The organism is Psychrobacillus sp. FSL K6-1415, from assembly GCF_038003185.1.
Lineage (GTDB): Bacteria > Bacillota > Bacilli > Bacillales_A > Planococcaceae > Psychrobacillus > Psychrobacillus psychrodurans.
The window spans coordinates 1,524,650-1,548,606 of record NZ_JBBOOQ010000001.1; the positions used below are offsets into that span (position 1 = coordinate 1,524,650).

The window sequence follows — 23,957 nt, forward strand, 5'->3', positions numbered from 1 at the left end:
ATGACTAAAATCAGAGTTCATGAATACGCGAAACAAATAGATAAATCAAGTAAAGAAGTTATTGAGCAACTAGGAAAGATGAATATTCAAGTAACGAATCATATGTCAACACTTGAAGGTGAAGCTATCAAAAAACTTGATGGTATTTATAAAAAGTCTACACAGCAAACAACTAAACCTGCTCAAACATCTTCAAAACCAGTACAACAAAATCAATCAAGACCAACTAATCAAGGTCAACAGCAAAGGTCTTCATCACAAGGACAGTCGAGACCGTCTAACCAAGGTCAACAAAGACCAACATCACAAGGACAGTCGAGACCAGCTAACCAAGGTCAACAAAGACCAGCTTCACAGGGACAATCTAGACCGGCTAACCAATCGAATACAAAACCTGGTACATCAGGTACTAATACTCAAGCTAGTAGCACACAAGGAAGTAATAACCAACCCAAAAAGACATTTACTAACAACAAAGCTCCAGCTGGTGCTTATCGTCCGGGTGGTCAAAATCGTCCAGGTGGTAATAGACCTGGTCAAAAATTCCAAAAACGTAGAAAAGGTCCTACTACACCAGTTCAACCACCAGTACCAAGAAAAGAACGCGAACTTCCAGAGAAAATTACGTTTACCGATTCTTTAACTGTTCTAGAACTTTCGAAAAAAATTGGTCGTGAACCAGCAGAAATCATCAAAAAGTTATTCCTACTTGGCGTAATGGCGACAATAAATCAAGTGTTAGATAAGGATGCAATCGAACTTATTTGTGCAGACTATGGTGTAGAAGTGGAAGAAGAAATTCGAATCGATATTACTGATTTAGAAGTTCACTTCGATCCTACTCCAGAAGACAGTACTAAGCAATCGGAGCGTCCACCAGTGGTTACAATTATGGGGCACGTTGACCATGGTAAAACAACCCTTCTTGACTCAATCCGTAATACAAAAGTAACTGCAGGGGAAGCAGGCGGTATTACTCAACATATCGGTGCCTACCAGATTATTGATAATGACAAAAAGATTACGTTCTTAGATACACCAGGACATGCTGCATTTACAACAATGCGTGCACGTGGTGCGAAAATTACGGATATTACGATTCTGGTAGTTGCAGCAGATGATGGTGTTATGCCTCAAACTGTAGAAGCCATTAACCATGCTAAAGCAGCTGAGGTTCCAATTATCGTTGCAGTTAATAAGATGGATAAACCATCTGCTAACCCTGACCGTGTTATGCAGGAGTTAACAGAGCATGGATTAGTTCCAGAAGCATGGGGTGGAGAAACAATCTTCGTGCCAATTTCAGCCCTTAAAGGTGAAGGAATCGAAAATCTATTAGAAATGGTATTACTTGTGTCTGAGGTTGGAGAGTTAAAAGCAAATCCAAATCGCCTTGCATTAGGAACTGTAATTGAAGCACAACTTGACAAGGGTAGAGGTTCTGTTGCTACATTGTTAGTTCAAGATGGTACGTTAAAAGTTGGAGATCCTATCGTTGTTGGTCATGCATTTGGCCGTGTAAGAGCAATGGTTAATGATCTTGGTCGTCGTGTGAAAGAAGCAGGTCCATCTACTCCAGTAGAGATTACTGGTTTAAACGAAGTCCCTCAAGCGGGTGATCGTTTTGTCGTATTTGAAGATGAAAAAACAGCTCGTCAAGTTGGAGAATCCCGTGCATCAGAAGCTCAAGTAACTCAACGTTCAGAAAAAACTCGTGTGACATTAGACAATTTATTTGATCAAATGAAACAAGGTGAAATGAAAGAGTTAAACTTAATCGTTAAAGCAGACGTTCAAGGTACTGTTGAAGCTATGGCTGCTTCCCTTATGAAAATTGATGTTGAAGGTGTTAATGTCCGCATCATTCACACTGGAGCAGGAGCTATTACAGAATCAGATATTAGCTTAGCAGCTGCATCGAATGCAATTGTTATTGGATTTAACGTACGTCCAGATACAAATGCTAAACGTATGGCAGATCAAGAAGGCGTAGATATTCGTCTGCACCGTATTATCTATAAAGTAATCGAAGAAATTGAATATGCGATGAAGGGACTTCTTGACCCAGAATTCCAAGAAAAAATCATCGGTCAAGCGGAAGTTCGTGAAACTTTCAAAGTATCTAAAGTTGGTACGATTGCTGGTTCCTACGTTACAGAGGGTAAAATTTCTAGAGATAGTGGTGTTCGTGTCATTCGTGACGGAATCGTTATTTTTGAAGGTGAACTTGATACACTAAAACGCTTCAAGGATGATGCAAAAGAGGTTGCTAAAGGATATGAATGTGGTATTACTATTAAAGGCTTTAATGATATCAAAGAAGGCGATATCGTAGAGGCGTATATCATGGAAGAAATTAAACGATAATGATTGTATATGCAGATTGCGAATTTCTCATTCCTACTGCACATTCTTTAAAAGAAAAGCGAGCAGTCCTTCAACGAATGCTCACTAGAACAAAACAGAAGTATAATGTTTCTATTTCAGAATTAGATCATCAAGATACATGGCAGCGTACTACTATAGGAATCGTTTCAATTGCCTCACAAAAAGATGCAGCTGAACGAGAGCTTATGAACGCCATCCGTTTTCTCGAATCTAATCCTGAATGGGAATGCATTAATATAAGTAAAGAATATTTATAAATGAAAATGAGGTGTAGCGATCATGTCAATGCGTGCTAACCGAGTTGCTGAACAAATGAAAAAAGAGTTGGGCGAAATAATCGGACGTAAGTTAAAGGACCCACGTATCGGTTTTATCACAGTAACGGATGTAGCTGTTACTGGTGATTTACAACAAGCGACTATTTACATTACAGTCCTTGAAGGAAACCGTGCTGATACTTTAAAAGCATTAGAAAAAGCGAAAGGATTTATTCGTTCGGAAATTGGGCAGCGTATTCGCTTACGTATTACGCCTGAACTAATCTTTGAATATGATGAATCTGCAGCTTATGGTAATCGTATCGATGATTTATTAAGACAAATTAATAAACCATCTGAGTAATAAAACAAACAAAGAAGTCTGCTTATTTTATTGAAGCAGACTTCTTTGTTATATACCGGGGGTGAACTGCATGTACGAAGGAATATTGCCTTTATGGAAAGAAAAAGGAATGACTTCACATGATTGTGTATTTAAACTTAGAAAAATACTAAAAATGAAACGAATTGGACATACTGGAACATTGGATCCTAGTGTTGAGGGAGTTTTACCCATCTGTTTAGGGCAAGCTACTAAGGTGTCTGAATACATAATGGATCAAGGAAAAACGTATGTAGCTACTATTTCTATTGGTACATCAACGACGACTGAAGATGCAGATGGAGATATTGTAGAAAATGACTCTAGCCTAAAATCTTTTTCCCGTGAACAAATTTTAGGAGTATTAGAAGAGTTGACTGGAGAAATTACTCAAATTCCTCCTATGTATTCAGCAGTCAAAGTGAACGGGAAAAAGTTGTATGAATATGCCCGTGAAGGAAAAGAAGTAGAACGTCCAAGTAGGAAAGTGATGATTCATAATATTAACTTATTGGATGATGCAGGTACTTTTTCAGGCAAGGAGGTTACCTTTAACATAGAAATTGACTGTGGAAAAGGAACCTATATCCGAACACTTGCTGTTCAAATTGGTGAACTTCTTGGTTATCCTGCACATATGTCGTCTTTGGTTAGAACTTCTTCAGGAAGCTTTACTAAAGCTCAATGCCTAACTTTAACCAATGTACAGGAAGCTGTTAATGGACAAACTTTGTCAGATACATTACTCCCTTTAAAAGATGCATTATCGGGTTGGCCAACAATTGAAGTGAATGATGAAAACATAAAGAGTATTACGAATGGACAAGTAGTAGAAATCCATCCATTACTAGCTGAAAATGAGAAAGTAGTATTTTTATTGCTGGAGAATCCGATTGCAGTTTATATTAAACATCCAACAAAAAATGGTATGATGAAACCAGAAAAAATGTTTTCATCTGAAAAAGGAGATTAATATGGACGTACATCACTTAGCTTATCCCAATCATTTATTTAACAATAAATCAAACGAAGCATATTCTATGGCTATTGGATTTTTCGATGGTGTGCATAATGGTCACCAAGCAGTAATTCAAGAAGCGCTTAATAGAGGAAAAGAGTTAAATATTAAAACGGCAGTTATGACCTTTGATCCCCATCCTTCATTAGTATTAGGCGGTAGAAAAGAAAAAGTATTCTATATAACACCTCTTCAAGAAAAACTAGAAATTTTGAAAAACTTGGGAGTGGACGCGGTTTTTGTTGTTCGGTTTACTTCCGACTTTGCAAAATTAACACCTGAGCAATTTATCGAATTTTTTATTGTACAAGCAAATGTAAAGCATGTTACAGCAGGTTTTGATTTCTCATTTGGAGCTTTTGGAAAAGGAACTATGAAAGATATGGAGCTTCTTTCTGATGGTAGATTTAAAGTATCGGTTGTAGATAAAAAGGAGTTAGTTGGTGACAAGATTAGCTCAACTCGTATTAGATCAGAGCTAACTGTTGGTAATATGGAGCAAGTAAAGGAATTATTAGGGAGACCCTTTAAGTTAACAGGGGTAGTTATACATGGAGACAAAAGAGGAAGAACTATTAACTTCCCAACGGCAAATGTCGATCCATCTGAGGGGCAATTTACACCAGCAATTGGGGTTTATGCAGTTAAAATTTGTGTTCAGGAGACTTGGCATGAAGGTGTATGTAATGTAGGCTATAAACCAACATTTAATAATCCCGAAGAGAAAAAGCTTTCAATTGAAGTACATATTTTTAACTTTGATCAATCTATTTACGGTGAAGAAGTAACGGTACTTTGGTATAAGCGCATTAGATCAGAACAAAAATTCAATGGAATTGAAGAATTAAAAGAACAAATCGGAAAAGACAAGCAAGTTGCAATTGAGTTCTTTAAAAAAGAAGATGACTGATAATAGATTTGCTACCGAAGTTTAATTTCGGTAGCTTTTTTAAAACAGTCATGTGAAAATTGGTTTTAAGGGACTTAAAAGAATGAAAAAAAACGGATTTTGGCTTCACGCGGACGCTTTCCGTGGACTTGGCTTCAGCCTCCTCGTTGCTGCACTCCTGCGGGGTCTTCAGCTCAAGCTAATCCCACTGGAGTCGCCGCCTTCCGCTACAATCAAGGAAGTGAGTAGCATTCAACATATGATATAGCACAGTCTATCGAATAGATCATAGAAATTGGTCTAATTTAGTGTAGTTAAAAATCCCATGATATAATCATTATTTATGGATCGGAAAGTTCTGGTAAAATTTACGTATTATTTTGTGCACTCCTGGTTGGTCTACTCAGAAGTTACGTCCTTTAATAGAGTTAAATTTCTATTTTATAATTTGAAGTTTTCAATACGCTTGTCAAAATGATAGTGATAGTTTTTATTATAAGTCTGTATTCAATCTCCATAATTAGTACTACTCACATAATGATTGGAGTGCAATACGGCTACTCCAGCGGGAACAGCGAGTAAGTCGAGACCCCACAGCGAGTGAAGCGAGGAGGCTCAACCTCGCCCGCGGAAAGCGTCCGTATGGAACGGAAATCAGAGAATTAATATATAGATTTTTAGTGCAATGACATAAAAATTTCTCAGATTTTTACAAGAATCATTAATTTTCTCTATTACTAATTAGTTGCTTCACTAATCTTTTTATGATAATCTTTATAAGTACAATACCGTACTTAACCTTTCCTTGGCTTTTTCGATTCTCCAACGATTGCTCAGGATTAGGGGATAACTAGAATTTAGGAGGAAAACAACATGGCAATTACACAAGAACGCAAAAATGAACTAATCGCTGAGTACAGAACTCACGAAAGTGATACTGGATCTGCTGATATTCAAATCGCAATTCTTACTGAAGAGATTAACTCTTTAAACGAACATTTACGTACTCATAAGAAAGATCATCACTCACGTCGTGGTCTATTCAAAATGGTTGGACGTCGTCGTAATTTGTTAAAATACTTACGTGAAAACGAAGTATCACGTTACCGTGATCTAATCGCAAAACTTGGATTACGTCGATAAGATTCGATTTAGGAAAGCGGGATTTATCCCGCTTTTTCTTTTGCATAAAAAACTTCGCATAGTTGAAAGATTTTTGATACACTACTTATGATACATATAACCATTATATACCCTTTTTTTAAGGAGTTTTTGAAGTCGAGAGGAGTCCAGATTACATGAGTGAAAAGAAAGTATTTACGTACGAATGGGCAGGACGCCCGTTGCAAGTAGAAATAGGACAACTTGCAAAACAAGCGAACGGAGCAGTTTTAGTAAGATACGGGGATACTACTGTATTATCTGTAGCAACTGCATCGAAAAACCCTAAGAATTTAGACTTCTTCCCATTAACAGTTAACTATGAGGAAAAACTTTACGCTGTAGGGAAAATACCAGGTGGATTTATTAAGCGTGAAGGGCGTCCATCGGAACGTGCAATCTTAACAAGTCGTTTAATTGACCGTCCAATTCGTCCTTTATTCCCTGATGGATTCCGTAACGAGGTACAAGTTATTTCAATCGTTATGTCTGTTGACCAAAACTGTTCTTCAGAGATGGCAGCAATGTTAGGGTCTTCTTTAGCTCTTAGCGTTTCAGACATTCCATTTGATGGACCAATTGCAGGTGCACAAGTTGGGTTAATTGGCGAAGAACTAATTATTAATCCTACAGTTGAGCAAATGGAGAAGAGCACTTTAGATCTAACTGTTGCTGGAACGAAAGACGCTATCAACATGGTTGAAGCTGGAGCAAAAGAAGTTTCAGAGGAAACGGTTCTTGAAGCAATTATGTTTGGTCATAATGAAATTATCAAGTTAATCGAATTCCAAGAAAAAGTAGTAGCTGAAGTTGGAAAAGCGAAAAAAGATATTCCTCTGTTTGAGTTGGATAAAGAGCTTTTCGAAGAAGTGAAGGGCATTTGCGAAGTAAAACTTGTACAAGCAATTCAAGTACAAGAAAAGCACGCTCGTGAAGATGCTATTACTGAAGTAAAAACAGAAGTTTTAGAACAATACACAGAAAAAGAAGCTACAGACGAAACGTTGAAACAAGTGCGTGAAATTTTAGACGCAATGGTAAAAGACGAAGTTCGTCGTTTGATTACAGAAGATAAAATTCGTCCTGATGGCCGTGGAGTAGCGGAAATCCGTCCTCTTTCTTCAGAAGTTGGCGTATTACCTAGAACACATGGTTCTGGATTGTTTACACGTGGTCAAACACAAGCTTTGAGTATATGTACTTTAGGACCTCTAGGTGATGTTCAAATTATTGATGGTATCGGTCTAGAAGAAACTAAACGCTTCATGCACCATTACAACTTCCCACAATTTAGTGTTGGAGAAACTGGTCCTATTCGTGCTCCAGGTCGCCGTGAAATTGGACACGGTGCATTAGGAGAACGTGCTTTAGAAGCAGTTATTCCAGATGAAGCTGATTTTCCATATACACTTCGTTTAGTAGCTGAAGTATTAGAATCTAATGGTTCTACATCACAAGCAAGTATTTGTGCGTCTACTCTTGCGATGATGGACGCAGGTGTTCCTTTAAAAGCACCTGTTGCGGGTATTGCAATGGGACTTGTGAAAAAAGGCGAACATTATACAATTTTAACGGATATTCAAGGGATGGAAGATCATCTAGGAGATATGGACTTTAAAGTAGCTGGTACATCTAAAGGAATCACAGCACTTCAAATGGACATTAAAATTGATGGGTTATCAAGAACAATTCTTGAAGAAGCGTTAGAACAAGCTAAAATTGGCCGTATGCAAATTTTAGAAAGTATGCTTGCAACAATTTCTGACCCACGTGAGAAATTGTCTAAATATGCGCCTAAAATTGTTGTTATCAAGATTAATCCGGATAAAATCCGTGATGTAATTGGACCAGGTGGTAAACAAATTAATAAAATTATCGATGAAACAGGCGTGAAAATTGATACAGAGCAAGATGGTACAATTTATATCGCTTCAGCTGATGAAGAGATGATTGCACGTGCAAAAGAAATTATCGAAAACATCGTGCGAGTTGCCCAGGTTGGCGAATATTACTTAGGAAAAGTAAAACGAATTGAAAAATTCGGTGCTTTCGTAGAGATTTTCTCAGGAAAAGATGGTTTATTGCATATTTCGGAAATTCAAGAGGAACGTACGAAAAATGTAGAGGACGTCCTTAAATTAGGTGATGAGCTTTTAGTGAAAGTAATCGAGATCGACAACCAAGGTCGTGTCAACTTATCTCGTAAAGTTGTAATTAAGGAAGAAAAAGAACGCGCTGAGCAACAAGAAAACAAATAATCAACAATATCAGCACGACATAAAAGGTTGACCGTAGACATGTAGCTACGGCAACCTTTTTAAATAGCTGAATAGAATAAACAGAGGTGTTAATTTGATAAACAAAATTACATGTAAGAATGGGCTTCGGATTGTGTCTGAGCACATCCCATATGTACGTTCTGTAGCTGTAGGGATTTGGGTGCAAGCTGGGTCAAGATATGAGCTGCCAGAAGAAAATGGCTTAACTCATTTCATTGAACATATGTTATTTAAAGGAACTGAAAAGAGAACAGCAAAGCAAATTGCAGAAGAATTCGATCGTATTGGTGGAAATATCAATGCCTTCACTTCAAAAGAAAATACGTGCTACTATGCAAAGGTATTGGATCATCATGCCGAACATGCAGTAGAAATACTTGCAGACATGTTTTTTCATTCTCAATTTGATGCAAATGAAATAGAGAAAGAAAGACAGGTTGTTCTTGAAGAGATTAATATGGTAGAGGATACACCAGATGATATCGTTCACGAATATTTATGGCAAGCGATGTACAAAAATGATCCTCTAGGATCTCCTATTCTTGGAACAGAGGAAACATTGAATAGTTTCACAAAAGAAAAGATTTTGGCTTATATGAAAAAACATTATACGCCAGAAAATGTAGTCATTTCTGTTGCGGGAAATATTCCTGAAGGACTAATACAGCATATTGAAACATTATTTAGTCAATTAGATCAAAATAGTAATGAGAAAATACATGTAGCAACCCCTAATTTGAAAGCAGTGCATGTGGAAAACTTTAGAGAGACAGAGCAAGCACATCTTTGTTTAGCTTATCCAAGTTTAAGCGTAAAAGCTGATAATATTTATAGTTTAGTCGTGATGAATAATATTTTGGGTGGTAGCATGTCCTCTAGGCTTTTCCAAGAAATCAGAGAAGAAAAAGGTCTCGCGTACTCTATTTATTCTTATCATTCTTCCTATGAAGACACAGGGGCACTTGCTATATATGGTGGTACTTCAAACAACCAACTAGAAGAACTATCAGAGTCTATTCAGCAAACGATACAATCCGTCCTTGAAAAGGGATTTACTGAAACAGAAGTTTCTAATGCTAAAGAGCAACTAAAAGGTAATTTACTTCTTGGATTAGAGAGTTCTAATGCTAGAATGAGCCGTAACGGAAAAAATGAATTACTCTACGGAGAACATCGTTCATTAGATGAAGTAAGTGAATCAATTGATGAAGTTACATTACAATCAGTAATGGACCTTGCTGCAGAAACATTTTCTCACAAACCAGCTATTTCCATCATCAAACCAAAAGTCGATCAAAACTGATCGGCTTTTTTTATATGGGAAATATATAAAAATGGTCATTGAACACTGGGGTAATGGGAATTGGAATGATGGATAATACTGCTGATTTTCGCTCTAGGCGGACGCTTTCCGCGGGCTTGGCTTCAGCCTCCTCGTTAGCTGCGCTCCCTGCGGGGTCTTCAGCTCAAGCTAATCCCGCTGGAGTCGCCGCCTTCCGCTACAATCAATATAAAATATGTAGTACTATACTATAAGATATAGAATAGCCTATCGCTTAGATGATAAGAGTAGTAAATGTTAATATAGGGATAAAACCGTCTGTTGAATTAGAGATACTATTTTGTCATGAAGGATGAAGAAAGTAGATATTCTTTAGAACTAGTAGAAATAAAAGGAAATAGTGAGTGTTCACTAATTAAAGAAGCAAAATAGCGAACGAAATTGCATCTTCGAGAGCTTACTCTATGAATATGTAACATCTTTTCTCTAGTTATCCAAAAACGAACTAACCTGTTTCTAAGAGTTGTAGGAGTGCAAGGGACAGACAAACGCCATAAAATTACCGATCAGCATCCCTAAAAATTTATACGGTAATAATATAGCAAGTCTGACTAAAGCCTACTGAAAAAGCTAGAAGCAGGTTTTGTACTTTAAGAACCGTGCGTCTTAGAGCCCAGGTTTTCTTTTATTCACTTTGTACTGTGAAATGGCATATATATAAATAGAAATCAATAAGGGGGAGAATGATTGTTACTTTCGGAACTTGCAGAAAAAGAACTTATCCAAGTTAAGGACGGCGCAAGGTATGGCAAGCTAGCAGATACTGAATTACTCTTCAATCCTGAGAATGGAAAAATTGAAGGTTTTGAAGTTTTTCAAAGAACAACAGGTTCATTTTTTCAAGGGAATAAATCTGGTAAGAAAAAAGAATTTATTGCATGGGAAGAAATTATTCTCATTGGAAAAGACAGAATCCTGTTTAATGAAGCAAACTATGAAATTGGAAATAGTGAATATTCGTGAAAAAAAAATGTGCAATCATAGGTACAGATGCCCGTCTACCGTTTTTACAAGAAACATTAGATAACTTACTAGATGTGAAAATATTTCCAACGATGATTTGGACGGAAGAACTCAAAGCTGAAATAAACGATTTTCAACCTAACATAATCTTTTTACCTATACCACCATTACAAATTGAAAGTTCTTTCGTTTTGCCAGAGTCATGTCTTCTCCTTTTCGTTGGAAAAAAGAATAAACAGATTGAACAGGAAATACAAAATAGCCAAGTCCATGCTTTTAATTATTTAGAGGATGAACAGTGGATTTGGGAAAATGCAAATCTGACAGCAGAGGGATTCATAAATGACTTCTATAGAAGCGAAAAAGAATCAATATATAACAAAAAATTCATCATTACAGGCTACGGAAGAGTAGGAAAAAGACTGGCTTTTGCCCTGCATCATTTAGGTGCCGAGGTAATTATCTCGGTACGTTCTGATCATCAGTTATTTGAAGCAAAAAGTTATGGGTACCAAATAGAGCAATTGGAGCATGCAGTTAAAAAACAAGGTGGCCTCTCAACCTATCTAATTAATACCATTCCAAATAGATGGCTCAGCCCGTCCGATACGACTAGATTTAAAAAAGTTTATGATCTAGCTTCAAATCCAGGATGTCTACTCGAGTCAGCCAATTCAATCCCTACAAATTATATACACTCCACTAGCTTACCAGGCTTGTATTTTCCGAAGGATGCAGGATATTTAATAGCAAAGGCTGTGCAAACTCAATTGGCTTTACTGGAGGGGGAAAAATAGTGTTAAAGGATCTTCGAATTGGATTAGGGATTACTGCTTCTCATTGTACTTATGAGGAAGTAATTCCAATGATTAAACAGTTTACGGATTTAGGAGCAACTGTAGTTCCTATTATTACCTATTCTGTACTGACTGCGGCAACACGTTTTGGAACAGGTGAGGAATGGATACAGAAAATTGAACAGGCAAGTGGTAGTAAAGTAGTATCAAAAATAGTAGAAGCAGAACCATTTGGACCGACAAACCCATTGGATTGTATGGTAATCGCTCCCATGACTGGGAACTCTATTAGTAAACTGGCCAATGCTCAAACAGATTCTCCGGTGTTAATGGCAGCAAAGGCTACATTACGAAATGGAAAACCAGTAGTGCTCGGAATATCAACAAATGATGCATTAGGATTGAATGGTATGAATATTATGAAACTACTTTCTACCAAAAATATATACTTTATCCCCTTCGGCCAAGATAGCCCTCATAACAAACCAAACTCACTTATTGCTGATTTTACGAAAATAGTCCCAACAGTAGAACATGCAATTCAATTTAAACAATTACAGCCTTTACTAATTTCTCACGAATTATAAATATTGATGACGATGTATTTTCATGTATAATATAATACAATATCGAAAAATAGCATTGTTCTAGGAGGAGAGCTTTTCATGTCACAGGGGTATACAGTAGCAATAGTTGGAGCGACGGGTGCAGTCGGTCAAAAGATTATCGAAAAATTGGTAGAAAGAAGTTTTCCATATACAACTTTAAAATTATTAGCTTCCAAAAAATCAGCTGGAAAAAAAGTAGAAGTAAATGGGAGCACTTATACAATTGAAGAGGCGACGCCGGAGGCTTTTGAAGGTGTTGACGTAGCATTTTTCTCTGCTGGTGGTTCTATATCGAAAGCTTTAGCAAAAGAAGCTACTAATAGAGGAGCAATAGTTATCGACAATACAAGCGCCTTCCGGATGGATAAAGATACGCCACTAGTAGTTCCAGAAGTGAATAAACAAGCGTTGCATGAACAAACAGGGATTATTGCTAACCCGAATTGTTCTACTATTCAGATGGTTTGCGCACTTGAACCTATTAGACAGAAATTTGGTTTGAACAAAGTTATAGTGTCTACTTATCAAGCAGTGTCTGGTGCAGGTGCAGCTGCTATTAACGAACTAACTACACAATCCAAAAGTATAAAAGATAAACAAGTAAAACCAGAAATTTTACCAGTGAAAAGTGCTGAAAAGCATTATCCTATTGCCGGAAATGTTATTCCACAAATTGATGTATTCACCGAAGATGGTTTCACATTTGAGGAACATAAAATGATGAATGAAACGAAAAAAATTATGTCTTTACCGAATCTTTCAATCGCAGCTACATGTGTAAGGGTACCAGTTGTGACGGGGCATTCCGAATCTGTATATATAGAAGTAGAACAAGATAACGTCACTCTTGATCAGGTAAGGCAACTTCTTGCAGATTCTGAGGGTATTACGTTACAGGATGCTCCTGATCAACAATTATACCCTATGCCGTACTACGCTGAGGATAAGGACGGTGTATTTGTAGGCCGTTTAAGAAAAGACCCATCGAATGATAAAGGATTTCATATGTGGATTGTATCAGATAATTTATTGAAGGGTGCAGCTCTGAACTCTATACAAATTGCAGAAGCACTTATTTCTGAAGGTATATTAAAAGAGGTGTAAAAATGAATATAGGTTCTATTGCTACGGCAATGGTTACCCCATTTCGGTCAGACGGTTCTATCAATTATGAACAGGCAGAACTATTAATCGAACATTTACTTGCGACAGGGACTGACTCCCTTGTCATTACCGGTACAACAGGGGAATCTCCTACCCTATCAACCGAAGAAAAGCTAAGTTTACTGAAATTCGTTGTAGAGAAAGTGAATAATAGAGTTCCTGTTATTGCAGGTACAGGAAGTAATAGTACAATAGCATCTATTGACTTGTCTATAAAGGCGGAGGCTCTTGGAGTAAATGGTCTTATGATCGTTACACCATATTATAATAAGCCAAATCAACGAGGGTTAATTGCCCACTTTACTGCAATCGCAAATGCAACTACTTTACCAATTGTCGTTTACAATATTCCAAGCCGTTCAGTTATAAATATGGAGTTGGAGACAATGGTAACGTTGAGTCAAATTCCATCTATTAAATTTCTAAAAGAAGCTAATGGAAATTTAGAACAGATGACCAGAATTCTGTCAGAAACAAAAGGTAATTTGGAAGTATATAGTGGAGATGATTCATTAACTCTTCCTTTACTAGCGATAGGGGGCTCCGGAATTATTTCAGTTGCTTCTCATATTGTGGGGAATGAAATGCATGAAATGATTGAAGCTTTTAGAACTGGTAATCATAAGGAAGCTTCACGAATTCATCAATCCTTATTGCCGCTAATACAAGCGTTATTCAAACATCCCAATCCGATTGTTGTAAAATATGCACTTTCGAAGGTAGGGATAGATGCAGGAAGTTTACGCCTACCGCTTATTGAAATGGCGGAAAGCGAAAAAAGGGAATTTGATGTAGTATGGGAACAATACTTGAATACTAAATAATTTAGTGGAAAGGCTGAAAATTTCCTATTTCAGCCTTTTTTTTATTTGTGTGAATCGTTGACGTCCGATATAATGAAGATTAGTGGATGTTGGTCGGGTTACCTTCTTCAGTAAAAATTTAACAAGCAAACGTAGGAATAGATGTCTCTCACTTCTGGAGAAAGCGTAGAGATGAATACTAAAATGTTATAACAACTCGGTGAGTATTAGCACTTGCTGATAATTTAAGCCTCTGGCGGATCTCACAGAATTTGAACAGACTCTTAGAAGTTGCTGATATAAAATCGTCGTATTCATGCGATAGTAGCTAACTGACCTGCATTAAGCAGGCCTAAGTACAATTCAAAATCTGGACGTAATATCGAGGCGTAATTGATTTATAGGAGGAAAAGATTTGGTAAAAGTAAAAAATGAACTTATTCGAATTATACCGCTCGGTGGAGTTGGGGAAATCGGAAAAGCAATGTATGTAGTAGAAATAGATGAAGAAATATTTATCGTAGACAGTGGATTAATGTTCCCGGAAAATGAAATGCTAGGAATAGATATCGTTATACCAGACATTACGTATTTGGTGGAAAACAAAGAACGTGTAAAAGGAATCTTTTTAACGCATGGTCACGAGGATGCGATTGGTTCTATTTCTTATTTACTACAGAAGGTACAAGCACCAGTTTATGGTTCTAAATTGACTATAGCTCTGGCAAAAACACATTTAAAAGCGTTGCCGACAAAGCAACCAGTCAAGTTTTTCGAAGTAACAAACAAAAGTCGGATGAATTTCCAAGGTACATATGTAACCTTTTTCCATACAACGCATAGTATACCGGATTCGCTGGGAATTGTTTTCCATACGTCTGAAGGTGCAATTGTTCACACAGGGGAATTTAAGTTTGATCAATCGGCTAAAGGAAAATATCGACCGGACATAGCAAAAATAGCTGGTTTAGGTGAAGATGGTGTATTTATTCTTCTATCTGATTCAACTGAAGCAGAAAGACCGGGTTATACCACATCAGAAGCGGTAATTGAAAACCAATTATCAGAAACATTCCACGCTGCTAAAGGACGTATACTTGTTGCTCTATATGCATCAAACTTTATCCGTATTCAACAAGTAATTGACAAAGCAATTGAAACCGGGAAAAAAGTTGCGATTGCAGGGAAAAGCTTAGAAAATATTTTTGAAATTGGTTTAGATCTAGGGTATTTCAATGTAGAAGAGGATACAATGATTTCTATTAAAGAAATCTCTAAACAAAATGATGAAAATATTGTAATCATTGTATCTGGTACGCAAGGAGAACCATTAGAAGCTTTAGAAAAAATGATTCGTAAACACCATAAAGATATTAAAATAAAAGATACAGATACAGTCTTAATCACTTTTACTCCTTCTCCTGGTATGGAGGTAGGGATGTATAACACGATGAACCAAATTGCAAAAGTTGGAGCGAAAGTACTAACTTCTGAAAAAAATGTCCATGTTTCCGGTCATGGAAGTCAAGAAGATTTGAAAATGATGCTTAACTTAACAAAGCCTAAATACTTTATACCGATCCAAGGGGAATATCGCATGTTGATGGCCCATTCGAAATTGGCTCAAGCAACTGGAATGTCCAAATCGGAAATTTTCATTGCCGATAAAGGCGATATTGTTGAATATAAGAGCGGTAAAATGAGAATGAGTGGTCGAGTTCAAGCTGGAAACATTTTAATCGATGGAATTGGTGTTGGTGATGTAGGCAATATTGTTCTGCGCGATCGTAAGCTACTTTCACAAGATGGTATATTTATTGTAGTTGTAACGCTAAACAGAGCACAGAAGAAAATTGCTTCCGGGCCAGAAATTCTTTCGAGAGGATTTGTCTATGTTCGTGAGTCTGAAGAGCTAATGGACGAGTCTGCTAACTTAGTAAGAACAGTTGTTGAAAAATATGTGAATAAAGAAACGTTTGAATGGACAAACATAAAACAAGAAATCCGTGATACGCTAAATTCATATTTATTCCAGCAAACAAAAAGACGTCCAATGATCATCCCGATTATTATGGAATATTAATGTGAATTAAGGATTTCCTTTCCGAATACGAAAGGAAATCCTTTTTATCTTAAAGGAAGTATTTAAAAATGTAGTGTGAAGACTGGATTCATGGAATTTGAAAGAATGAATAATACTGTTATTTCCGTTACAACGTACTTTCATGTTTCGAAGCAAGCGCAGCAATGTAAAAACAGGTCGAAGCTTTCCGCGAGCATGGCTTCAATCTCCTCGTCCCTACGTTCCTGCGGGGCTTTCAGAGTCGCCACATTTCACTACAATCAATATAATGGGTAGTACTGCACTTTAAGATTTAGCAAAGTATATCGCTGAAATAACAAGGTTATTTAAAGCAATTATAGGGATAAAAACCGACTGCCCGTAGGTATGTTATTTTATTATGAAGGAAGAAAATAGATTTTCTTTTATCTGAATTCACTTCATCCTTACTTACTTAAAGCTAAAACACGTATATTTAGGCGGTTTTATATCCAATTATTCGTTTAAATAAAGTGGACCTAGTTGATGGAGCGCAGAGAGGTGACTCCAGTGGGAACAGCGCGAGCTGAAGACCCTGGACTGAGCGTAGCGAAAATCTTTTTTGCGACGAGCTTGCGCAGGAGCAAAGGAAGCGGCTGAAGCCGTGCCCATGGAAAGCATCCGCTCGGAGCGGAGATCAACGGGCATATCTGGGTTTCTGTTCTGAGAGGACCGGGTGTTTTTTATAAGTGATATCAATAAAATGTAGAAAGTAGGTGACACTTTGGCAAGGAAGAAAAAAAGACCGACAAAAAAGCCAGTAAAAAAAACAATGCATCCGCTCCTTTATGAAATTATTGGACTTCTAATTATTGGATTATCCATCATTTCTTTTTTTGAATATGGGCTTGTTGGGGAATTCTTGGCTTATATAAGTTATTTCTTATTTGGTAATTGGCATATTGCGGTTCCGTTTATGCTCATCGTTTATGCACTTATAATTATGATTAAACAATCAGTTCCAGCATGGAATCATCGACTACTATTAGGCTGTGCATTTATATTAAGCAGTTTACTATTGTTTAGTCACATCGCTTTATTTCAGCAATTATTTGAAGGAAAAGCATTGGTGACAAATTCCGTTCTAAGAGAAAGTTATCGTGTTCTAGTTGAAAGTGGTGGGATTACCGATAGAAATAGTTCGTTAGGTGGGGGAATAATAGGAGCCATTCTTTTTGCGACATTCCATGTTCTCTTCGATTCGGCAGGAGCAAAAGTAGCAGGCTGGCTTATGTTATTTATAGGGATCGTTCTGCTGACTGGAAAAGCACTTGTTCCATTCTTAGTAGAGACATTTCCGAAGCTAAAAGAAAGTTTCCTAAATAGAACGAAAAAAAAGAAAGTAAAACCAGCACCAGCACCACCGAAGGGCCAGTCCCGTCGAAACAAGAAACAGGCTGCTCAAGAAGAAGCAGTTACTGTAATAGAGGCAATTCCAGTTGAAACAGAAGAAGTAGAACAATCTTCGTCGCCAATCATTTCAGCATTCACTGAACGAATAGCTAGAAAAGAAGTGGTTGAGGAACCATCTGAAGCTGTTGAACCATTAGAGATTAATATGGAAAATGTGACAGTTGAAAATGAAGATTATCAATTGCCTTCTATTAGCTTATTAGATTCCCCTGGTTATAGTGACCAAAGTGGAGAACTAAACGCAATTCAAGCAAATGCCAAAAAGTTAGAGCAAACATTTTTAAGTTTCGGAGTAAAAGCTAAGGTTACTCAAGTTCACTTAGGGCCAGCAGTAACTAAATATGAAGTTCTACCTGACGTTGGGGTAAAGGTTAGCAGAATCGTTAGTTTACATGATGATCTTGCACTAGCTTTAGCTGCTAGAGATATTAGGATCGAGGCACCTATTCCTGGGAAATCGGCAATAGGTATTGAGGTACCTAACAAAGAAGTAGCAATTGTAAGCTTACGAGAGGTCCTAGAATCAGAAGAAAATAATAAACCGAATCTGAAGCTACTAATAGGTTTTGGTCGAGACGTTACTGGACAAGCTGTTCTTGCACAATTAAATAAAATGCCGCATTTACTTGTTGCAGGTTCCACAGGTAGTGGGAAGAGCGTATGTATCAATGGCATAATTACAAGTATTATGATGCGTGCAAAACCTCATGAAGTAAAAATGATGATGATTGATCCAAAAATGGTAGAGCTTAATATGTATAATGGAATTCCACATTTACTTGCGCCGGTGGTAACAGATCCACGAAAGGCATCACAAGCTTTGAAAAAAATCGTATCTGAAATGGAAAGAAGATATGAACTATTTTCACATACTGGAACCCGAAACATGGAAGGTTATAATGAGCATATTGATAGATGGAATGAAGAAAATGAAGAAAAACATCCAAAACTTCCATTTATAGTTGTAATTGTAGATGAGTTAGCGGATTTAATGATGGTAGCTTCTAATGATGTAGAAGATTCTATCACTCGTTTAGCCCAAATGGCTCGTGCTGCGGGTATTCATTTAATTATTGCTACACAGAGACCAAGTGTAGATGTTATCACAGGAATTATTAAAGCAAATATACCTTCTAGAATTGCGTTTGCAGTTTCCTCAGCTATTGATTCTAGAACTATTTTAGACATGGGCGGAGCAGAAAAACTATTAGGTAGAGGCGACATGTTATTTCTCCCAGCTGGTAGCTCCAAACCGGTGCGAGTACAGGGAGCATATTTGTCAGATGCAGAAGTTGAAAGAATTGTAGATTTTGTTATTGAACAACAAAAAGCAAATTATCAAGATGAAATGATTCCTGACGAAGTGGAAGAATCTGAAGGGCAAATAGATAGAGATGAATTATATGATGAGGTTGTTCAACTTGTAACAGAAATGCAAACTGCGTCGGTGTCATTACTTCAAAGAAGATTTAGAATCGGTTATTCTAGAGCAGCCAGAATTATTGATCAGCTTGAACTTAGTGGAGTTGTCGGACCTTATGAAGGAAGTAAGCCAAGACAGGTTCTAGTCTCCAAACACTCAGTAGATGATGAATTTATTTGAGTCAAAAGGTTTAATAGTATAACACTTTCTAAAAAAAGTATGACAAAATCATTACAAAACAATAAAGTTTTTGTAACGACTTTTAACCTAATATAAATAAAAGTATTTATTTCACGTTTTAAAAATGGTATAGTATGACTGATTAGTAGGAAAGTTTTACATCAGAGGTCTGATCTCTTCAAAATGGTGGTGTTTTAGATGACAATAAAAGTAGACCATCGTCATTTATATCTGCAAGTGATTGATCGTCTTAAACAAGACATCGATAAGGGCATATTTAAAGAAAAGGAAAAACTTCCTTCTGAATTTGAATTAGCCAAGTCGCTAGGAGTAAGTCGTGCAACTTTAAGAGAGGCTCTTCGCTTATTGGAAGAAGAAAATGTAATAATCAGACGGCATGGTGTGGGTACCTTTGTAAATTCTAAGCCAATTTTCACATCAGGTATCGAACAGCTTTCAAGCGTTTCTTCTATGATTCGTAAAGCTGGGATGGAGCCAGGTACTATTTACTTGAGTTCTATGCAAGCGATTCCATCTGAGGATGATATTTTAAGATTTCAATGCGGTGATGAGCAATCGATTGTTACGATGGAACGTGTCCGTACTGCAAATGGCGAACCAGTTGTATATTGTGTCGATAAGGTTCCGAAAAATTATTTACCTAATGATTTTCTCATTAGAGAAGAAGGCTCTATTTTTACTGCATTAGAGGAGTCTGGGGAAATACATATTTCGTACGCGGTGACGTTTATAGATCCTGTGGGTTACCACGAGATTGCATCACCAACTTTGAATTGTGAGCCAGAAACTTCATTGCTTGTTTTAAAACAACTCCATTACGATGAAAACGATCGTGTGGTTTTGTACTCGAAAAATTATTTTCGAGCAGATAAATTTAGCTTTCACGTTGTTCGGAAAAGGGTGTAAAATGTAATAATTCCTGCTAATAAGAAAAATAATGGGGGTTTTCAAGTTGACAAAACGTAAATTTGGATTAGGTCTATCACTAGTACTAGCTGCTGGAACAATTCTAGGAGCATGTGGATCTAAAGATGAAGAAACAACTAAACCAAAAGATTCAGAGGGTACAGGTTCTGAGGGTACTACTGAAGCAGTAGATTTTTCTTTAGCAATGGTAACTGACGTTGGTGGAGTTGATGACAAATCTTTCAACCAACTAGCTTGGGAAGGTATTGAAGCTTTCGGTAAAGAAAATGGTCTTGAAAAAGGCGATGGTGGATATGACTACCTTCAATCAACTGGTGACGCTGACTATATCACAAACTTAAATAGCTTAGTACGTCGTGACTTTGATGTAGTTTATGGGATTGGTTTCTTAATGGAAAAACCGATTGGTACTATTGCAGACCAACAACCAGAAGCACAACTTGCAATTATCGATGCTATCGTAGATAAACCAAACGTTGCATCTGTAATGTTTAAAGAGCAAGAGGGTTCATTCCTTGCAGGTGTTGCTGCTGCTCTAATGTCTGAATCTAAACAAATCGGTTTTGTTGGTGGAATGGAAATTCCAGTAATCGAACGTTTTGAAGCTGGATTCTTAGAAGGTGTTAAAGCTGTAGACCCATCTATTAAAGTAGATGTACAATACACTGGTAAATTTGATGACGCTGCACTTGGTAAAACAACTGCAAACCGTATGTATTCTTCAGGCGTAGATATTATTTTCCATGCTGCTGGTGGTACTGGTAACGGTGTATTCGCAGAAGCAAAAGAACGTAAAACAAAAGATGCTAATGCAAACGTATGGGTTATCGGAGTTGACTCTGACCAATACGAAGAAGGTGCAGTTGGCGATAAAAATATAACTCTTACATCTATGCAAAAACGTGTAGACATTGCAGTTCAAACAATTGCAAAAGAAGCAATGGCTGGAAACTTCCCTGGCGGGAAAACAGTAACTTATGGTTTAGCAGAAAAAGGAGTTCAGCTTGCTGATTCTCGCGGAGCTATCCCACAAGAAATTTTAGATCAAGTTCAAGAATACTCAGACAAAATTGCTGCTGGGGAAATCGTTGTTCCTGAAACAGTAGAATAATAGTATTACCAAACATCATAAAGACCGAATTTTCTCGGTCTTTATGATATTTTAAATTAATAGATGAAAGATTTTAACTTTTCAAAGTATAAAGTCTTTCCTGTATTAATTTAGTACTAGTATTATAGTGGGGAGTGAATTCATTGGAATATGTAATAGAGATGCTTGGCATACGGAAAGAGTTTGGATCGTTTGTTGCAAATGATAACATTACCCTTCAGTTAAAAAAGGGCGAAATACATGCTCTTTTAGGAGAAAATGGAGCTGGTAAATCCACCCTTATGAACGTATTATTTGGGTTATATCAACCTGAGGCCGGCGAGATAAAAGTAAAAGGAAAGACTGTTAAAGTTACGGACCCAAATGTTGCGAATGAGTTAGGTATTGGGATGGTCCATCAGCATTTCATGCTTGTTGAGAATTTTACAGTAACAGAAAATATAATATTAGGAAATGAGCTAACAAAAGCAGGCATTGTCAATATTAAAGATGCAGCAAAGAAAATTCAAAAGCTTTCAGAAATGTATGGATTAGATGTAGACCCTAATGCAAAGATTGAAGATATTTCTGTTGGCATGCAGCAGCGAGTTGAAATATTGAAAACGCTTTATCGCGGTGCAGATATACTGATATTTGATGAGCCGACTGCTTCGCTTACTCCTCAAGAGATTAATGAGCTTATCCAAATTATGAAGCGCTTAATACAAGAGGGTAAATCAATTATTTTGATCACGCATAAGTTAAAAGAAATTATGGATGTATCTGATCGAGTTACCGTTATTCGTAAAGGTGAAGGAATTGGTACTGTGGTTACCGCGGAAACAAATCCAAATGAATTGGCATCATTAATGGTTGGTAGACAAGTAGAATTTAAGACTGTCAAAAGTGAAGCACATCCTACAGATGATACACTCGTTATAAAGGACCTAGTCGTAGCAGATTATCGTGGAATCGATAAAGTTAAAGGATTAAACTTAACTGTCCGTAAGGGTGAAATACTAGGGATTGCAGGAATTGATGGCAATGGGCAAAGTGAATTAATCGAGGCAATCACTGGTCTACGGAAATCAAAGTCTGGTTCAATAATGATAAATGGAACCAACTTGACCAATAAAAAACCACGTAAAATTACAGAGTCTGGTGTAGGTCATATTCCGCAGGATCGTCATAAGCATGGTTTAGTTTTAGACTTCTCTATCGGTCATAATATTGCATTACAAACTTACTATCAAGATCCTATTTCGAAAAATGGGATTATGAATTATTCAAAAGTTTCCGAGCTAGCTCAAAAAATTATTAACGACTTTGATGTTCGCACACAAGGGGAACACACACCTGCTCGTGCACTTTCTGGTGGAAATCAGCAAAAAGCAATTATTGGACGAGAAGTTATACGTGATCCAGAATTGTTAATCGCGGCATTACCAACACGTGGACTCGATGTAGGAGCTATTGAATTTATTCATCAGCGTCTTATTGAACAACGAGATAAGGGTAAAGCGGTACTTTTACTTTCATTTGAATTAGATGAGGTTATGAATGTATCCGACCGCATTGCAGTTATCTATGATGGACAAATTGTAGATACATTATTGCCTAAAGAAACCTCTGAACAAGAGTTAGGATTATTGATGGCAGGTCAAAAAAAGAATTCAAACATAGATAAACAGGGGGAAACAACTCATGTCGAATAGAGTAGTCAATATACTTGTCCCTGTAATTTCTGTTATTTTAGGATTGCTCGTAGGAGCCATTGTCATGCTAGTAAGTGGATATGATCCGGTGCAAGGTTATGCTGCACTTTGGAATGGTATTTTCGGGGATACTTATGCAATTGGAGAGACTATTCGTCAAATTACTCCGTATTTACTTGCAGGTTTATCAGTAGCATTTGCTTTCCGTACAGGATTATTTAACATTGGGGTTGAAGGACAATTATTAGTAGGATGGTTTGCAGCAGCTTATGTTGGGATTGCATTTGATCTACCTATGTATATCCATTTACCATTTGCAATTATCGCAGCAGCTTTAGCTGGAGCATTATGGGCTTTCATTCCGGGTCTTTTAAAGGCAAAATTACAGGTCCATGAAGTAATAGTAACAATCATGATGAACTATATTGCTTTACATACAACAAATGCATTGATAAAAGTTGTATCGGATGGCGGAGACAATACAGGAACGATTAATGCAACGGCTTCCTTAAAGTCTGCATTTTTCGAAAGTATTACAGATTATTCCCGTTTGCATTATGGTATTTTCATAGCATTAGCAATGGTGTTATTGATGTGGTTTTTATTAGAAAAAACAACAACTGGTTACGAGTTAAAAGCAGTTGGTTTTAACAAACATGCGTCTGAGTACGCAGGTATGAATGTGAACAAAAATATTATTCTTTCTATGGTAATTTCCGGTGCATTTGCTGGACTAGCTGGTGCGATGGAAGCGTTAGGTACGTTCCAATACGCAAATGTTAAAGGTGGATTTACTGGTATTGGTTTTGATGGAATCGCAGTTGCCTTATTAGGAGCGAATACTCCACTGGGAGTAATTTTTGGTGCGGTGCTATTTGGATCATTAAAATATGGAGCTCTCAATATGCCAAACGAAGCTGGTATTCCAGTAGAAATAGTTTCAATTGTAATAGCTATTATTATATTCTTCGTAGCATGTGGTTACGTTATTCGCTATTTCCTTGAAAAAGCGAACAAGAAAAAGGAGGCGAAATAA

At 37.1% G+C, this 23,957-nt stretch carries 19 protein-coding genes; all 19 read left to right on the forward strand.

Annotated features, from left to right (window positions below; genetic code table 11):
* The 19 genes from infB to MKY60_RS07210 all read left to right on the forward strand — a co-directional run bounded on the left by infB (position 1) and on the right by MKY60_RS07210 (position 23,957).
* Complete coding sequence (gene infB / locus MKY60_RS07120; RefSeq protein WP_090562470.1) at positions 1 to 2,367, forward strand: translation initiation factor IF-2; 2,367 nt, start codon at positions 1 to 3, stop codon at positions 2,365 to 2,367.
* A complete protein-coding gene (locus tag MKY60_RS07125; protein ID WP_090562467.1) occupies positions 2,367 to 2,645 on the forward strand; it encodes a DUF503 domain-containing protein in 279 nt (92 codons plus the stop codon). Before infB ends, MKY60_RS07125 begins: the two co-directional genes overlap by 1 nt.
* A 22-nt stretch (positions 2,646 to 2,667) precedes the next feature.
* Positions 2,668 to 3,009, forward strand: coding sequence for a 30S ribosome-binding factor RbfA (gene rbfA / locus MKY60_RS07130; protein WP_090562463.1), 342 nt, complete (start codon positions 2,668 to 2,670; stop codon positions 3,007 to 3,009).
* A 70-nt stretch (positions 3,010 to 3,079) separates the two neighbouring features.
* Positions 3,080 to 4,000 carry a tRNA pseudouridine(55) synthase TruB gene (truB, locus tag MKY60_RS07135; protein ID WP_340929267.1) on the forward strand — a complete coding sequence of 307 codons (921 nt, stop codon included), beginning with the start codon at positions 3,080 to 3,082 and terminating at the stop codon, positions 3,998 to 4,000.
* Between the two features lies 1 nt (position 4,001).
* Positions 4,002 to 4,955 carry a riboflavin biosynthesis protein RibF gene (gene ribF / locus MKY60_RS07140; RefSeq protein ID WP_340929269.1) on the forward strand — a complete coding sequence of 318 codons (954 nt, stop codon included), beginning with the start codon at positions 4,002 to 4,004 and terminating at the stop codon, positions 4,953 to 4,955.
* 852 nt (positions 4,956 to 5,807) lie between these two features.
* Entirely contained in the window at positions 5,808 to 6,077 is a 270-nt protein-coding gene (gene rpsO, locus MKY60_RS07145) for a 30S ribosomal protein S15 (RefSeq protein WP_090562453.1), read from the forward strand.
* A 155-nt stretch (positions 6,078 to 6,232) separates the two neighbouring features.
* Positions 6,233 to 8,353: a polyribonucleotide nucleotidyltransferase gene (gene pnp / locus MKY60_RS07150; protein ID WP_090562448.1), complete on the forward strand. Its 2,121-nt coding sequence runs from the start codon at positions 6,233 to 6,235 to the stop codon at positions 8,351 to 8,353.
* 94 nt (positions 8,354 to 8,447) lie between these two features.
* Positions 8,448 to 9,677, forward strand: coding sequence for a M16 family metallopeptidase (locus MKY60_RS07155; RefSeq protein ID WP_340929271.1), 1,230 nt, complete (start codon positions 8,448 to 8,450; stop codon positions 9,675 to 9,677).
* 726 nt (positions 9,678 to 10,403) lie between these two features.
* The gene (locus MKY60_RS07160; protein ID WP_090562440.1) at positions 10,404 to 10,679 is read left to right on the forward strand and encodes a YlmC/YmxH family sporulation protein; all 276 of its coding nucleotides are present in this window, start codon (positions 10,404 to 10,406) and stop codon (positions 10,677 to 10,679) included.
* Entirely contained in the window at positions 10,676 to 11,476 is an 801-nt protein-coding gene (locus tag MKY60_RS07165) for an NAD(P)-dependent oxidoreductase (protein WP_340929274.1), read from the forward strand. The genes MKY60_RS07160 and MKY60_RS07165 overlap by 4 nt, the downstream gene beginning before the upstream one ends.
* Complete coding sequence (locus MKY60_RS07170) at positions 11,476 to 12,063, forward strand: dipicolinate synthase subunit B (RefSeq protein ID WP_090562436.1); 588 nt, start codon at positions 11,476 to 11,478, stop codon at positions 12,061 to 12,063. Before MKY60_RS07165 ends, MKY60_RS07170 begins: the two co-directional genes overlap by 1 nt.
* Positions 12,064 to 12,141: 78 nt before the next feature.
* Complete coding sequence (locus MKY60_RS07175; RefSeq protein ID WP_340929275.1) at positions 12,142 to 13,188, forward strand: aspartate-semialdehyde dehydrogenase; 1,047 nt, start codon at positions 12,142 to 12,144, stop codon at positions 13,186 to 13,188.
* A gap of 2 nt (positions 13,189 to 13,190) precedes the next feature.
* Entirely contained in the window at positions 13,191 to 14,072 is an 882-nt protein-coding gene (gene dapA / locus MKY60_RS07180; protein WP_340879402.1) for a 4-hydroxy-tetrahydrodipicolinate synthase, read from the forward strand.
* Positions 14,073 to 14,466: 394 nt separating this feature from the next.
* Positions 14,467 to 16,134 (forward strand): ribonuclease J, encoded by a 1,668-nt coding sequence (locus tag MKY60_RS07185; RefSeq protein ID WP_241595847.1) that lies wholly within the window; start codon positions 14,467 to 14,469, stop codon positions 16,132 to 16,134.
* A 790-nt stretch (positions 16,135 to 16,924) separates the two neighbouring features.
* Positions 16,925 to 19,168, forward strand: a complete 2,244-nt coding sequence (locus MKY60_RS07190) for a DNA translocase FtsK (protein WP_090563559.1) — start codon at positions 16,925 to 16,927, stop codon at positions 19,166 to 19,168.
* A gap of 198 nt (positions 19,169 to 19,366) precedes the next feature.
* Positions 19,367 to 20,095, forward strand: coding sequence for a GntR family transcriptional regulator (locus MKY60_RS07195; protein WP_093494493.1), 729 nt, complete (start codon positions 19,367 to 19,369; stop codon positions 20,093 to 20,095).
* A 46-nt stretch (positions 20,096 to 20,141) separates the two neighbouring features.
* Positions 20,142 to 21,227: a BMP family lipoprotein gene (locus MKY60_RS07200; protein WP_241595840.1), complete on the forward strand. Its 1,086-nt coding sequence runs from the start codon at positions 20,142 to 20,144 to the stop codon at positions 21,225 to 21,227.
* A gap of 143 nt (positions 21,228 to 21,370) precedes the next feature.
* Positions 21,371 to 22,921: an ABC transporter ATP-binding protein gene (locus tag MKY60_RS07205; RefSeq protein ID WP_241595837.1), complete on the forward strand. Its 1,551-nt coding sequence runs from the start codon at positions 21,371 to 21,373 to the stop codon at positions 22,919 to 22,921.
* Positions 22,911 to 23,957, forward strand: a complete 1,047-nt coding sequence (locus MKY60_RS07210) for an ABC transporter permease (protein WP_093494496.1) — start codon at positions 22,911 to 22,913, stop codon at positions 23,955 to 23,957. Before MKY60_RS07205 ends, MKY60_RS07210 begins: the two co-directional genes overlap by 11 nt.